Annotated in this window: 22 protein-coding genes; 15 read left to right on the forward strand and 7 right to left on the reverse strand. The window is 66.8% G+C overall.

What is annotated here, in order from left to right; genetic code table 11:
* Nucleotides 1–11: 11 nt before the first annotated feature.
* A complete protein-coding gene (locus QT17_RS10245; protein WP_039459749.1) occupies nucleotides 12–212 on the reverse strand; it encodes a hypothetical protein in 201 nt (66 codons plus the stop codon).
* 31 nt (nucleotides 213–243) lie between these two features.
* On the opposite strand from QT17_RS10245, the gene folP reads away from it, so the two are divergent.
* Both folP and folB read left to right on the forward strand, forming a co-directional pair.
* A complete protein-coding gene (gene folP / locus QT17_RS10250; RefSeq protein WP_039459751.1) occupies nucleotides 244–1,062 on the forward strand; it encodes a dihydropteroate synthase in 819 nt (272 codons plus the stop codon).
* Nucleotides 1,063–1,066: 4 nt separating this feature from the next.
* On the forward strand, nucleotides 1,067–1,420 hold the full coding sequence (gene folB, locus QT17_RS10255; RefSeq protein ID WP_039459753.1) for a dihydroneopterin aldolase: 354 nt from the start codon (nucleotides 1,067–1,069) through the stop codon (nucleotides 1,418–1,420).
* A gap of 251 nt (nucleotides 1,421–1,671) precedes the next feature.
* Here folB and QT17_RS10260 read toward each other — a convergent pair whose 3' ends face one another.
* Genes QT17_RS10260 through QT17_RS10285 form a run of 6 tightly spaced genes read right to left on the reverse strand, consistent with a single transcriptional unit; the run spans nucleotide 1,672 to nucleotide 5,527 of the window.
* Nucleotides 1,672–2,859 carry a tyrosine-type recombinase/integrase gene (locus QT17_RS10260; RefSeq protein WP_235283913.1) on the reverse strand — a complete coding sequence of 396 codons (1,188 nt, stop codon included), beginning with the start codon at nucleotides 2,857–2,859 and terminating at the stop codon, nucleotides 1,672–1,674.
* Nucleotides 2,856–3,215 carry a HEPN domain-containing protein gene (locus QT17_RS10265; RefSeq protein ID WP_039459755.1) on the reverse strand — a complete coding sequence of 120 codons (360 nt, stop codon included), beginning with the start codon at nucleotides 3,213–3,215 and terminating at the stop codon, nucleotides 2,856–2,858. The genes QT17_RS10260 and QT17_RS10265 overlap by 4 nt, the downstream gene beginning before the upstream one ends.
* Nucleotides 3,208–3,540, reverse strand: coding sequence for a hypothetical protein (locus tag QT17_RS10270; RefSeq protein ID WP_200883395.1), 333 nt, complete (start codon nucleotides 3,538–3,540; stop codon nucleotides 3,208–3,210). Before QT17_RS10270 ends, QT17_RS10265 begins: the two co-directional genes overlap by 8 nt.
* Nucleotides 3,537–3,839, reverse strand: a complete 303-nt coding sequence (locus QT17_RS10275; protein WP_039459757.1) for a hypothetical protein — start codon at nucleotides 3,837–3,839, stop codon at nucleotides 3,537–3,539. The genes QT17_RS10270 and QT17_RS10275 overlap by 4 nt, the downstream gene beginning before the upstream one ends.
* 12 nt (nucleotides 3,840–3,851) lie before the next feature.
* Entirely contained in the window at nucleotides 3,852–4,826 is a 975-nt protein-coding gene (locus tag QT17_RS10280) for a restriction endonuclease (protein WP_081995811.1), read from the reverse strand.
* Entirely contained in the window at nucleotides 4,823–5,527 is a 705-nt protein-coding gene (locus tag QT17_RS10285) for a S24 family peptidase (protein ID WP_052155203.1), read from the reverse strand. Before QT17_RS10285 ends, QT17_RS10280 begins: the two co-directional genes overlap by 4 nt.
* 69 nt (nucleotides 5,528–5,596) lie before the next feature.
* Here QT17_RS10285 and QT17_RS10290 point away from each other — a divergent pair, with 69 nt between their 5' ends.
* The 13 genes from QT17_RS10290 to QT17_RS10345 form a co-directional block, all read left to right on the forward strand.
* Nucleotides 5,597–5,788, forward strand: coding sequence for a helix-turn-helix domain-containing protein (locus QT17_RS10290; protein WP_039459759.1), 192 nt, complete (start codon nucleotides 5,597–5,599; stop codon nucleotides 5,786–5,788).
* Nucleotides 5,781–5,957, forward strand: a complete 177-nt coding sequence (locus QT17_RS14085; protein WP_172596931.1) for a hypothetical protein — start codon at nucleotides 5,781–5,783, stop codon at nucleotides 5,955–5,957. Before QT17_RS10290 ends, QT17_RS14085 begins: the two co-directional genes overlap by 8 nt.
* Nucleotides 5,958–6,069: 112 nt before the next feature.
* Nucleotides 6,070–6,285, forward strand: a complete 216-nt coding sequence (locus QT17_RS10295; protein ID WP_039459761.1) for a helix-turn-helix domain-containing protein — start codon at nucleotides 6,070–6,072, stop codon at nucleotides 6,283–6,285.
* On the forward strand, nucleotides 6,282–6,725 hold the full coding sequence (locus QT17_RS14090) for a hypothetical protein (RefSeq protein ID WP_008630977.1): 444 nt from the start codon (nucleotides 6,282–6,284) through the stop codon (nucleotides 6,723–6,725). Before QT17_RS10295 ends, QT17_RS14090 begins: the two co-directional genes overlap by 4 nt.
* Nucleotides 6,722–6,973 (forward strand): hypothetical protein, encoded by a 252-nt coding sequence (locus tag QT17_RS10305; RefSeq protein WP_008630975.1) that lies wholly within the window; start codon nucleotides 6,722–6,724, stop codon nucleotides 6,971–6,973. The genes QT17_RS14090 and QT17_RS10305 overlap by 4 nt, the downstream gene beginning before the upstream one ends.
* Complete coding sequence (locus QT17_RS10310) at nucleotides 6,970–8,196, forward strand: hypothetical protein (protein ID WP_039459763.1); 1,227 nt, start codon at nucleotides 6,970–6,972, stop codon at nucleotides 8,194–8,196. The genes QT17_RS10305 and QT17_RS10310 overlap by 4 nt, the downstream gene beginning before the upstream one ends.
* The gene (locus QT17_RS10315; RefSeq protein ID WP_039459765.1) at nucleotides 8,186–8,527 is read left to right on the forward strand and encodes a hypothetical protein; all 342 of its coding nucleotides are present in this window, start codon (nucleotides 8,186–8,188) and stop codon (nucleotides 8,525–8,527) included. Before QT17_RS10310 ends, QT17_RS10315 begins: the two co-directional genes overlap by 11 nt.
* A 19-nt stretch (nucleotides 8,528–8,546) precedes the next feature.
* Entirely contained in the window at nucleotides 8,547–8,936 is a 390-nt protein-coding gene (locus tag QT17_RS10320) for a hypothetical protein (RefSeq protein ID WP_039459781.1), read from the forward strand.
* 28 nt (nucleotides 8,937–8,964) lie between these two features.
* Nucleotides 8,965–9,246, forward strand: coding sequence for a hypothetical protein (locus QT17_RS10325; RefSeq protein ID WP_039459782.1), 282 nt, complete (start codon nucleotides 8,965–8,967; stop codon nucleotides 9,244–9,246).
* A gap of 101 nt (nucleotides 9,247–9,347) precedes the next feature.
* A complete protein-coding gene (locus tag QT17_RS10330; protein WP_039459766.1) occupies nucleotides 9,348–9,920 on the forward strand; it encodes a hypothetical protein in 573 nt (190 codons plus the stop codon).
* A 49-nt stretch (nucleotides 9,921–9,969) separates the two neighbouring features.
* Entirely contained in the window at nucleotides 9,970–10,371 is a 402-nt protein-coding gene (locus QT17_RS10335) for a hypothetical protein (protein ID WP_039459768.1), read from the forward strand.
* A gap of 64 nt (nucleotides 10,372–10,435) precedes the next feature.
* Nucleotides 10,436–10,804 (forward strand): hypothetical protein, encoded by a 369-nt coding sequence (locus tag QT17_RS10340; protein WP_200883397.1) that lies wholly within the window; start codon nucleotides 10,436–10,438, stop codon nucleotides 10,802–10,804.
* On the forward strand, nucleotides 10,797–11,373 hold a 577-nt coding region (locus QT17_RS10345; RefSeq protein ID WP_039459770.1), incomplete at its 3' end, for a M23 family metallopeptidase. The genes QT17_RS10340 and QT17_RS10345, both read left to right, overlap by 8 nt.

The raw sequence follows: 11,373 nt of genomic DNA on the forward strand, positions 1-11,373 counted from the left end.
CATAGCGGCCACTATTTTTTCAGATCCAGGGGATAGGTAGCAACTTGGGTTTCTTTAAGCTCGGGGAAGCGTTGGGCCAGGGCGTCAAAGTAAGGGGTGGGCACCACGTGCAAAAGTTCGGCCTCCACCCCAAGCCCCCTTTCCAGGTGGCGGGCCGTGGCCACCAGGGCCTCGAGGCCTTCTCCCAGGTCTACCGCCGCCAGAAGGCGCATACTTTCACCTCCGCTTCACTATAATCCAGGCGTGCTTTGGCTTCGGGACCGCAGCCTTTCCCTGGAACGCCCCCTCCTCATGGGCATCCTCAACCTGACCCCCGACTCCTTCTCCGACGGGGGCCGCTACCTGGACCCGGAAAAGGCCCTGGCCCGGGCCCGGGAGATGGTGGCGGAAGGGGCGGACCTCCTGGACCTGGGGGCCGAGTCCACCCGGCCTGGGGCCGACCCCGTGCCCGTGGAGGAGGAGAAGCGGAGGCTTTTGCCCGTTTTGGAGGCGGTGCTTTCCCTGGGGGTGCCGGTGAGCGTGGACACCCGCAAGCCCGAGGTGGCGGAGGAGGCCTTGAGGCTCGGCGCCCACCTCCTAAACGACGTCACAGGCCTGCGCGACGAGCGCATGGTGGCCCTGGCCGCCCGGTTCGGGGTACCCGCCGTCATCATGCACATGCCCGTGCCCGATCCCAAGACCATGATGGCCCACGCCCGCTATGGGGACGTGGTGTGGGAGGTGAGGGACTTCCTCAAGGCCCAGGCGGAAAGGGCGCTCAAGGCCGGGGTTCCCCAGGTGGTCCTGGACCCGGGCTTCGGCTTCGGGAAGCTATTGGAGCACAACCTCGCCCTCCTAAAGCGCCTGGAGGAGATCGTGGCCCTGGGCCACCCGGTCTTGGTGGGGTTATCCCGCAAGCGCACCATCGGGGAGCTCACGGGGGTGGAGGTGCCGGAAAGGCGCTTAGTAGGCTCCGTGGCCGCCCACCTCTACGCCGTCCTGAAGGGGGCGAGGATCCTCCGGGTGCACGACGTGGCCGCCCACCGGGAGGCCTTGGCGGTGTGGCGGGCCCTTTGGGGGTAAGGCCATGGGGACCATCGCCCTTTTGGGTCTGGAGTTCTACGGCCGCCACGGGGTCATGCCCGAGGAGGGGCGGCTTGGGGCCCGGTTCGTGGTGGACCTGTGGCTTTCCGTGCCCTTTGAGGGTAAGGGGGACCGCTTGGAGGAAACCGTGGACTACGCCGCCGTCTACGCCCTGGTGGAGGAGGCGGTGCGCCACAGGCGCTTCTACCTCATTGAGGCCCTGGCGGACCACCTGGCGGAGGCCCTTTTGGCGGCCTTTCCCCGCCTGGAGGGGGTTAGGGTGCGGGTGCACAAGCCCCACGCCCCCATCCCGGGCGTCTTTCGCGACGTTTACGCTGAGGTGGAGAAAAGACGTTAAGGGGTTGGCCCCGACCCCCTGAGTTAGGTCTCAGCCCTTTGGATTTGCCTTGCAAGTCCTTTTGTGAGCCTTCCCTAGATACGAGCAGCGCGGATCCGTGTGCGGGAACCACGCCTTAAGAAGCCCTCTGATGCCTGGATAGTGTGGGTGAAAAAACCGAATCCCGGGCCTCGAGGCCCGGGGTCTTGTGGTGGGCGATGGTGGACTTGAACCACCGACCTCACGCTTATCAGCCCGCAAGGGAGGAGGGGTTAGGAACCGGGTTTGTGGCGGGGACGGGGTTTTTGAGCCTGGTTGGTCCCCGTTGGTCCCCGTTGGTTCCGGTTGTTTAGGTGTAGCAAGGTGTCAAGGGGGAGGGCCCCGGCGCGGTGGTCCTCCTCCATGAGCTGCTGGTAGACCTTGACGGTGAAGGTGGGGTCTGCGTGGCGCAACCTGGCCGCCACCACCTTGGGAGGGAGGCCTGCCCGGAGGGCGAGGGAGGTGTAGGTGTGCCGGAGGCCGTGGGGGGTGATGCGGGAGACCCCGGCCTTTTCCTGCAGGGCGTAGAAGGCCCGCTTGAAGTTGTTGTATTCCATGGGGGTTCCCCGGGTGGAAGGGAACATGAGCCCGTGGTCCTGCCAGTCCGGGGTGGAGGCGCGTTCTTCCTCCAGGCGCTCCCGCCACCAGGCGAGGAGGGCTTGGGTGTCCGGGTCCAGGTAGATGGGGGCCACGCTTCCCGGCGTCTTGGCCGGGCCCAGGGTGCCGTCCCGGCGCAGGGTGTGCCGGACGTGGAGCACGTCCCCCTCCCAGTCCTCCCACCGGAGGGCCAGGGCCTCCCCGGGCCGGAGGCCGGTGGCGAGCATCAGGGCGAAGAGGGGGTAGAGGCGGTGCCCCTTGGAGGCTTCCAGGAACCGGGCCACCTCCTCGGGCTTCCAGGCCTTGGCCGGCCGGACCGCCCCGCCCCGTGGGGGGTCCACGGCGTCCATGGGGTTTTGGTCCAGGAGATCGGCCCGCACGGCGTCCCGGAGGGCGGCCCGAAGAAACTGGTAGATGTGGCGGCGGTGGGAAGGGGAGAAGCCGGCGAGTTCGGCGAAGAAGGCGCGGAAGGTGAGGGGGTTCAAGCGGGAAAGGGGCAGGTGGGCTATAGGCTCCACGTGCCGCAGGTACACGTGGTAGTTGCGAAGGGTGGTGGGGCGCAGGTCCCGGGTGGCGGCCCGGTGCTCAATCCAGGAGGCCAGGTAGTCCCCGAGGCGGAGGCCGGCGGGGTCGGGCACCCAGCCCACCCCGGCCTTGGGGAGGAGGCGGGCCAGCTTTTCCGCCACTTCCCGCCGGGTGCGGCCATAGACCCACTTCTTGCGCTGGCGGCCGTCCGGGGTGTACCCGAGGGTCACGAAGCCCGCCCAGCGGCCATCCTTGCGCTGGAAGATGGAGCCTTCTCCCCTGCCTCGCTTGCGCTTCATCGCAGGAGCGGCGTGATGACCCTTTCCACCTGGGAAAGGAGCTGGCGGGCGGTGTTGACGTCACTCTGGGATGGGCTCCAGCAGTTGTAGCGAGCCTTCCGGCTTAGGCGATAGAACCTCCTGTAAGCGGCCACCAGGTCTTCGGGCAAACTTGACTGGGTCAGGTAGTCAAAGGTTTCCCCGTGGTCCTTCGGCTGGAGCCCGAGCTGGGCGAGGTAGGCCCGCACCAGATGGAGGGCCGCGTAGAACCTGATGGTAATAGCCCAGTCCAAGGCACCGGGATCGTTGGCTTCCAAGTTAATGGCTACGTCCTTGTTGTGCTGGGCCTGTTTCTTGTGGGCGCTGGGGTCAGGCATCCTCTTCCACGTCAAGCAGCACAGTGACCTTGTGCTTGCGGGACAGCCTGACAAACTCAACCGCAAGGTCGTTGTACCTTTCCTCCACGGCCTCTGGGCTTGGGACGTAGGCGGTAAAGACGTAGATAGGCCCCTCCTTCTCGGGCCTGTTGTACCTGGTGATGAGGTTGCGGGCCCTGTAGGCCTCTAGCAACGAGATGGCTTCGCCCAGGGCGCGGTTCACGGCCAAGTTTGATGTTACTTCTTCGTGAGCCCCGTTGACAGGTGTGGTGCTCACCATGGGCTTGCCGTTCCAGATGCTTTGGCTTTGGTGGATGTAGCTCATGCCCCCTCCTCTATCTCCTCAAGGAAGGCCTTCAGGTTCTCGTAGAGAAACCTGGCCTGCGTAGGGTCCAAGGCGAAAGCCCCCACTAGGGACTCGTGAAGGGCGTACTGGTCAGGCCCCGTGGGCAAGGGCATGCCGGAGAAGAAAGCCAAAAAGACCACGCGAATGTCCTTCCTGCGGCTGACCGTCACGCCGGTCACGTACAAGGGCGTGGCCTTGTTGGGGTCTGAAAGGGTGTAGCGATTGAGGGAAGGCTGGGTCAGGCCTTGGGGCTGTTGGGTCTCTTGGGGTTCGGGCATAGGGGCCTCCTTTCAGTTCCAGTCAGAAAGCCAGACCTTCAGCCGGCCATCTGCATCTGGCTTGATGAGGTAATAAGTGCTGAAGGCTTTGTTGAGCACTTCCTTGGGGGGCCTGTCTTGGCAAACCAGGGTTTGCCGCCACTTCTTGCTGACGTAGACTTCGGCCATGTCGGGCAGGGCTTCCACGGCGGTGATCCGCATGGGCTCAAGCTCTTCGGTCCGAAGCACGCACCCCCGGCTCTGGCGTTCCCGGATGAAGGGGAGAACTTTCCGTTCCAGGAAGTCTGCGAAGGCCCACTCGTAGAGGGGGGCCCAGTCGTTGGTGTTCAAGGCGTAGCGATAGGCTGAGTCGTAGCCTTTCGCCACGGCCTCGGGTGAGGAGACCGGGCGTTTGGCCTTTTGGGGCGAAGACCCCTGCGTCAAAAGGAAGAGGAAACCGAGGACTATCAGGATGGCGATGCCCACGTAAAGTGTTTCCTTCCGGGTTTGGGCAAGCCAGTTTTTGAAGTGGATCGCGAGGCCATCCCAAAATCCCGGAGACTTTGGCGCTTCCCAAAGACCGAGCTTGCGCATGGCGGCCTCGGAGGAAGCCGCATGGTAGAGAAGCCTCAACTCCTCGGGTCCCCAGGTCATCACCCCCAGGGCTTCGGCGTTTTCCAAGGCTGGCTTGGTGAACCCCGAGGGGCAGATGAGGATGCCCTTGTGGGCCCTATGGAGGTCTTTGGCCGCGTGGGTCAGCCTCACCAGGTTGGCATCTGCGGGCGTGGAAAGGTTTTTGCACTGGATGAGGTAGCGCTTGCCCTGGGGGCTTATGGCTTCCACGTCAAGGCCGTTGTCCGGGGCGTTGGTCTGGCTTGGGCGGGAGGCCTTCCACCCGGGCAGGCGGGCGAAGAGGGCGTGGACCACCACTTCAAGAAGCTCCCCCCTATCCGCCTGGACCAAATAGGCGGGGTCCTCAAGCAGTTTGAGCAGGGGATCGGGCCTCATTTGACTTCCCGGATGCTGATCTTCCGGTAGACCTCCCCGAGCACCTTGACCTCTTCGGGTTCCAGGATGGGGCCTTTGGGGTTATCGGAAACGAGGATCCAGCGGTTGCCCACCCGCCGGGCCCGCTTGATGGTGATGCCGTCCCCGATGATCTCCACGGCGTAGACCCGGCCTTCCCGGAGGTCCTTGAGGTTCTGGTCCACCAGCACCAAGTCCCCGTCCCGGAGGCCGTCTTCCTCCCCGGTGTCCATGGAGTCCCCTTCCACCTGGATGAGCACGGAGCCCGGGCGTACCAGGGGGCGGGGGACGGGCATGCTCCCGGACTCGGGCCAAGGCCGCCCCGCCACGCCGGAGCCCACCACGGGCACCCAGACCACATCCTCCCGAGGCTCCCCCGAGGGGCGGTAGACCAGGGGCACGTCCAGGCCCGTGGCTTCGGCGAACTCCTCCGGGGTCCACCGGAGGGCGCGAAGCAAAGCAAATAGGCGTTCCGCTTGAAGCTTGGTGGGCAAACTGGAGCCTGTTTCTAAGGCGGAAATCATGGTTTGGGAGACTAGAGGCTCCGGTCCATCCAAAGCAGTCAGTTCTGCTAGACGCTCTTGGGTCAAGCCTAGTTCTTCGCGCCTTCTGCGCAAAGCTTCAGCCCATGGCGGCCTAGACTTAACCCTCACGGCCACGTCTCCAATGTATTGGAGAAGCATGCCCTCACTTTACTAGGCGCATCGTTACCAATGCTTGACTAATCATTAATGTGCTGGTAAGGTGTGGGTATGCAGGTCTACAGGGTAGACGAGGTAGCCCGCATGTTTAAGGTCAGCCGCATCACCGTGCTGAGATGGATAAAGAACGGCAGGTTGCGAGCCCGCAAACTAGGCAAGGGTTACAGGATTACGGAGCAAGACCTGGACCTTTTTTTGAACGCAGATACCAATGGATTGGTAAAGGGGGGTAGCCGTGATTGAGCTGGCGGCCCCCTACTTCCTCCTCGCCCTCGCCCTCTACGCCCTGCTGGGCGTCTACGTGCGGGCCCGGTACGGCCAGCCCGGGCCCGCCCTGGCCGCTGCCATGGCCTTCCTGGCGGGGCTCATGGCGGCGGTGCTGGTGGTGCTGGCCGTGGGGGGTGGGCGGTGAAGGAGATTCCGAAGTGGCTTTGGGACTGGGGCTTGGACGTTCTGGGGGGGCTCCTGGCGGGGCTCATCATCCTCTGGGCCCTAATCCAGGCCCCCGTTCCGGGGAGGTGAACATGCCGCGACTCATGACGGCAGACGAGGCAGCGGAATACCTGGGCATCCCGGTGGCCTACATCTACGAAGCCGTTCGGGCTAAGCCGGGACGGCCCACGTACCTGAAGCACCTGCGCTTCGGCAAGACCTTCTACTTCAAGCCCGAGTGGCTGGACGAGTGGACCGAGCGGCTGGCCACGGACGTGGTCCCCATGACCTTGAGGAGGGCGGAATGACGCTGAGCGAGCAGATCCGGCGGTTGGAGCGGGGCCTGCGGTTGGCCCTTTGGCGCATGGGCGTGGAGCCCGAGGCCACGCGGGCCCGGGAGGCCTGGGAAAGGGCCAGGTGGGCGGCGGCGTTTGAGAAGAGCACCCTCCAAGGGCGGGCCTACATGGACGCCCTGCGCCTGGTGAACGAGCTGGAACTGTACGAGGCCCTGGCCGGGGTGGAGCACGTGCGGGTGCGCCCCGCCCCGGCGGATCGCCCGGGCGAAGCGGCCTTGGCCCGCCTCGAGGCCCTGGGGTACGACGTGCACGTGGAGGACATCTGGGGCCCTCGGGACGGGGAGCGCTGGTGGTGGGCCCGGGCCCGCTACGAGGGGCGGGAGGTGGCCCAGGCCATCGGGGCTACCCGGGAGGAGGCTCTGGAGTGCCTGATGGGGGAGCTGGGACTATGAAGCGGCTGAAGCTTGAGGACCTGCGGCGGATCGCCAGGAGCCACTTTGACGACCTGCGGGTGGAGCGGCTGGAGGGTTCTTTGCGGTGGGAAGCCTCTGGCCGCCACCGCTATTACCAGACCCTTTGGGCGGCCACGGGCCGCACGGAGCGGGAGGCCCTGGAGAACCTCCTTGGGCTTCCCACGGATAAGTCGGATTTTAGCCCTTACAACGCTGTGGAGGAGCTTTTGAACGGGAGGTCGTCATGAACTTGAACCTCCCCCCGGACATGCCGGAGGACATCCGCCGGCAGATAGAAGACCTCGCCCAAAAGAACCCCGGCATGGCCCAGGGGCTCCTGCGCCTCTGGGAGGCGAAGCGGAAGCGGGAGGCGGGCGCTTCTTGGAACGAGACCCCTGCTAAAACGCCCAAGGAGGCCCCCGAGGAGGAGCCCCCTTCCTCGGGGACCCCGGACCGGGCTGGCCTCGAGGCTGCCCCCCCTCAGCGCCCCACCCTGGCCAATACCGACTGGCGGGAGGTGCGCCGCTTTGAGTGGCAGGACCTCCTGGCCAAGGCAGAGCGCACCATAGAGGCCCACGGCTACAAGGAGGTGCTGGGCCCCCTCTTCCCCCTGGTGCGCCTCCTGGTGGCCTACGCCATCTGGGAGGGGGCCCGCCTGGACCCCTCCCGGGAGGCCCACGTCTTCCTCCCCCAGTGGGAGGTGGCCCAGGCCCTGGAGGTCTCCGAGCGCACGGTGGAGCGGTGGCTCCACGACCCCCGCTATGAGAAGTACCGCCGCTACGCCCGCCACTGGATCGCCTGGGAGACCTGGATGACCTCAGGACGGGCCCTGGAGCGGGAGGGGGCGGTGAAGGGGGGCACCGTGTGGCGGGTCAGGGTGCGCCCCGTCTACCGGGCCATCCGGGTCCTGGCCCCCTACCTCCGCCTCACCTGGCGGGACCTGGAGGAGGACCGGCGGGAGGGCCGGACGGCCCGGGTGTTGAGTGCCCCCGACTCAATGTCGGGATATAAAGAGGGTCTTCTACTAGGTAAACCCCTAACCCTAAGGATCGTGGTAGGGAAGCCGTTAGCCACCTGGGAAAGCAAAAAAACCCCGTTACCATTAGATCCCGACACTCGCCGGAACTTCCGGGAACTTCTCCGGCTTTCCAGCGTCCCCGGGGGCCGGAACGGCCGCCGGAACTGGGCCCAGCAGGCGGCGTCCGCCATCGCCGCCGCCCTGGGAGACCAGAAGAGCGTGCGCTTCTGGCTCCGGGTGGTCTGGGCCGCCCTCAAGCAGGCCCTTTTTGGGGGAGGGGAAGGAGCCATGAGGGTCCTGGCCCGGGTGGTGGGCCTCGCGGCCGAAGCCCGGGCCGATGGCTTCGCCCGGAGCCCTGGGGCCTACGCCCAGGCCCTCCTGCGGCGGGAGGGGTACTGGGACCTGGTGGCCCCCTTCCAGGCCTTCAGAGCGGGGGTGCCCTATGCAGGTTGATCGGGTGCGGCTAGAGGCGGTGGCGGATATCCTCCAGCACCGGCTTCAGGAGGCCTTGGAGCAGCCTGGCCGGCGGGTGGCCTTTGCCCTTCGCACCTCCCCGAGCGATGGGGTGCAGGTTTTCTTGAAGCTCCGGCCCGATGGCCGGCTGGTCCTCGCCATCCGCCGGCCGGGAGGGAAGGAGGACCCTCGGGAGATCCAGGCCCTGGCCCGGCACATGGGGCTGGAGATACGGGAGGGGCCCATGGAGATGGTGGGCAGGGTACCGAGGCCAAGGGTTGGCCCCAGGAAGTACCTAGTGGCCTTCTGTGAACCTGGAAGGACGGGGTAGGATGGAGGAGGAGGAGAGAATGCAGACCCCCAGCCAGAGAGCCTTTGGACTGGCCCTCCTCCTGGGCATCGTGGCCTATTTCTGGTCCGTCTGGACTCCCAGGGTATCCCAGGCGGTTGAGGCGGAAGAGGCGGGCCCTTCCCCTGTGGTGGACCTCCAGGTGCCTCCCCAGGAGGAGTCCGGGGGCTGTCAGGGCCGCCTGACGGCCCTCTTCCGCTCCGGGGCCGAGGTGGCCTTCCACTACGAGGGGACGGCGGAAGAGGTCAGGGTGACCTGGCCAGGCGGCGAATACCGCGCCCGCACGGCGGACACCTGCACCGGCACGGAGTGCCGCTTCACCCTGCCCCGCCCGGGCATGGCGGACGTGAGAATCGCCCTGGACTCGTGCCCACCGGAGCCCGCCCCTTGACACCTAGAGGCGTGCTATGATGCGGGGGATGGAACTCAAAAAAGGGCGCCCCGGTAGGCGTATCCTGGCCCTCGCCACCCGCAAGCGGAACCCGGTGCCGATTGAGTCTCAGCCGCTGGAAAACCTCCTCTACGCCCTCCTGGGAAGCCCAGTGGCCGCCCGGTCCATCTCCGAGGCCCTGGAGGGGGACATCCGCAACATCCACGGCTGGGACATCCAGAACCTCATGGCCCTGCCCGGGGTGGGGGAGGGGGTGGCGGGCCGCCTCGCGGCCCTGGTGGAGCTGGTGAGGAGGCTCGTGAAGCGGTAAGGTTCACTTCGCCCGGGCGGTTCGCCCTGGCGTTCCGGCCCGCCGCTTCGCCCTGGCGGGCCGGGCTTTTTTTGCCCGCCTCTGGACGGCAGGCTGAGGGCATGGCCTATCAGCGGGTGCCCGTGGACCCCAACGCCCCGTTGCAGCCGGGAAAGACCTACGAGATCGTGGCGGCCCACAAAGGGGGGGACGTTTCCCGGGTCACGCGGGCCGATTTGGAGCGGGCCCTGCGGGCCAAGTACGGCCCTGGGGTCCGGGTGTTGGACTGGGGGAAGCGGGGAAGCGATTTGGTCATTCAGCTGAAGGTGGAGGCGGCCCCTTCCTCATCTTCCTCTCTTGGCACCGCTGACCCCTGGGCCGTGCCTCCCGCCTACGGGGGGGCGGGATGCGGGTCCACCAAGTGCCCCCAGCCCATGGGCTACCTGGGCGGGGGGGACATCTACCCGGCCCTCCTGCCCGCCCTGGCCCTCAGCGCCGCCGCGGTGATCGCCGTCCTCTATCTGGTTTGGCGGATCGTGGCCGAGCTGAAGGAGGCGGTGGAGCTGGTGCCGGCCCCGGCCCGGGCGGCCGCCGTGGCGGGCGCAGGGGTGGGCGTGGGGGCCCTCGGGCTGGCCGCCCTGGGTGTGGTGGCCCTGGCCCTTGTTGGTGGAAGGAGAAGGAGGGCGTATGCCTAAGCGGAAGACCAGTAAGACCAAGAGGAAGAAGCGCTCTCGGAGGTAGACCATGCTCCGGCTCAAGCTCCCGGAGGAGGTCATAGGCGAGAAGGCCGTCCTGGAGGAGGAGGGGGAGGCCAGAGAGGTGAAGGCCGTCCCCCTCCAGGGGCCTTTAGACCCCATTCTGGAGGCCGCCGTGGAGTCCCAGCCCCGGGTGGCCGGGCCTAAAGAGGCCTCGCAGGAGGAGCCCGCCAGGCCCGAACCCGAGCCCGAGGAGCCCCCCAGGGGTGCCCCTAAGAAGAGCCCCTTCGGCTTTCTCGCGGCCCTGGGGGCCGGGGCCCTGGTCCTCCTGGGCGTGGCCCTGGCCGGAAAGGGAGGTGCGAGTGCAAACGGTAGTGGAGGAACCCCAGGCGCAAACCCCACCCCCACCGCCCCCGGTGGAGGAAGCGGAAGCGGCCCCGTCATCTGGTAGCTGGGAGCCCCTAGGCGAGGAGGCCCCGGAAGACTTCTCTGAGCTTCCGCCGGCGGAGCCTCCCGTGATCCCCTTCACCGGGGAGGAGATCGCGGGCGGGGCGGCGTTTTTGCTCATGCTCGGGGTGCGGGTCCAGTCGGAGGAGGAAAAGGCCGCGTTTCTGCGGGCTTGGCAGGGGGCCCTCTTCGGCCTCATGCCCCCGGCCCAGGTGCTGGACGTCTTAAAAGTGGGGGAGGCCCTGGCCCGGCACGGGATCGGAAAGAACCGCCTGCCGGGCATGGGGAGCGTGGAGAACCTTCCCCCGTGGCTGCGGATCCTCCTGGGCGGTGGGGTGCTGGCTATAGCGGCGTACGGAGGTGTGCGTGCGGTTATGGATGTACGGGCTAGGGGGGCTATTCCTGCTCCTGCTCCTGGGGAGGAGGTTCATGCCTGAGAACGTCCCCCGCTCTGGCCTTTACTACTGGCCCATCAACCCCAGGAAGGCCAGGCCAGATGTGCGTTACTTGGACCCCAACTACTACCTGGGCGTGAAGAGGCCGGATGGGAGTTGGCTGGTCCCCCCGGGCTACTGGCACACGGGGGTGGACCTGAACGGGCCCGGCGGCGGGGATACGGACTGCGGCCAGCCCGTGCACGCCATGACGGACGGGCGGGTTGTGATCGCCGGCCGCTTCCCCGTGTGGGGCGGCATGGTGGTCCTTTGGCATCCCAGCGCCGGGGTGTGGACCCGCTACGGCCATCTGCGGGACATCCTGGTGCGCCCCGGGGACGTGGTGACGGCGGGCCAGCAGATCGGCACCATCGGCAGGATGGCCACAGGGGGCTACTGCCACCTGCACTTTGACGTTTTCGTCAGGGTGCCCCCGGCCTCTGAAGGCGGGTGGCTCTTCTTCCCCAGGGGAGGGGAGGAGGCCAGGCAGAAGGTGCTGGCCTATTGCGTGGATCCGGAAACCTTTTTGGCCAAACAGGCCCAGGCGGGGCGGCTCAAAGAGCCGCCCCTGG

Source organism: Thermus sp. 2.9 (genome assembly GCF_000794385.1).
Classification (GTDB): Bacteria; Deinococcota; Deinococci; order Deinococcales; family Thermaceae; genus Thermus; species Thermus thalpophilus.

Excerpts from the sequence above, each read along its gene's own strand:
- QT17_RS10245 (WP_039459749.1), bottom strand. The coding sequence starts at position 212 with ATGCGCCTTCTGGCGGCGGTAGACCTGGGAGAAGGCCTCGAGGCCCTG.
- folB (WP_039459753.1), top strand. The coding sequence starts at position 1,067 with ATGGGGACCATCGCCCTTTTGGGTCTGGAGTTCTACGGCCGCCACGGG.
- QT17_RS10260 (WP_235283913.1), bottom strand. The coding sequence starts at position 2,859 with ATGAAGCGCAAGCGAGGCAGGGGAGAAGGCTCCATCTTCCAGCGCAAG.
- QT17_RS10265 (WP_039459755.1), bottom strand. The coding sequence starts at position 3,215 with ATGCCTGACCCCAGCGCCCACAAGAAACAGGCCCAGCACAACAAGGAC.
- QT17_RS10270 (WP_200883395.1), bottom strand. The coding sequence starts at position 3,540 with ATGAGCTACATCCACCAAAGCCAAAGCATCTGGAACGGCAAGCCCATG.
- QT17_RS10275 (WP_039459757.1), bottom strand. The coding sequence starts at position 3,839 with ATGCCCGAACCCCAAGAGACCCAACAGCCCCAAGGCCTGACCCAGCCT.
- QT17_RS10280 (WP_081995811.1), bottom strand. The coding sequence starts at position 4,826 with ATGAGGCCCGATCCCCTGCTCAAACTGCTTGAGGACCCCGCCTATTTG.
- QT17_RS10285 (WP_052155203.1), bottom strand. The coding sequence starts at position 5,527 with ATGCTTCTCCAATACATTGGAGACGTGGCCGTGAGGGTTAAGTCTAGG.
- QT17_RS10290 (WP_039459759.1), top strand. The coding sequence starts at position 5,597 with ATGCAGGTCTACAGGGTAGACGAGGTAGCCCGCATGTTTAAGGTCAGC.
- QT17_RS10295 (WP_039459761.1), top strand. The coding sequence starts at position 6,070 with ATGCCGCGACTCATGACGGCAGACGAGGCAGCGGAATACCTGGGCATC.
- QT17_RS14090 (WP_008630977.1), top strand. The coding sequence starts at position 6,282 with ATGACGCTGAGCGAGCAGATCCGGCGGTTGGAGCGGGGCCTGCGGTTG.
- QT17_RS10305 (WP_008630975.1), top strand. The coding sequence starts at position 6,722 with ATGAAGCGGCTGAAGCTTGAGGACCTGCGGCGGATCGCCAGGAGCCAC.
- QT17_RS10310 (WP_039459763.1), top strand. The coding sequence starts at position 6,970 with ATGAACTTGAACCTCCCCCCGGACATGCCGGAGGACATCCGCCGGCAG.
- QT17_RS10315 (WP_039459765.1), top strand. The coding sequence starts at position 8,186 with ATGCAGGTTGATCGGGTGCGGCTAGAGGCGGTGGCGGATATCCTCCAG.
- QT17_RS10320 (WP_039459781.1), top strand. The coding sequence starts at position 8,547 with ATGCAGACCCCCAGCCAGAGAGCCTTTGGACTGGCCCTCCTCCTGGGC.
- QT17_RS10325 (WP_039459782.1), top strand. The coding sequence starts at position 8,965 with ATGGAACTCAAAAAAGGGCGCCCCGGTAGGCGTATCCTGGCCCTCGCC.
- QT17_RS10330 (WP_039459766.1), top strand. The coding sequence starts at position 9,348 with ATGGCCTATCAGCGGGTGCCCGTGGACCCCAACGCCCCGTTGCAGCCG.
- QT17_RS10335 (WP_039459768.1), top strand. The coding sequence starts at position 9,970 with ATGCTCCGGCTCAAGCTCCCGGAGGAGGTCATAGGCGAGAAGGCCGTC.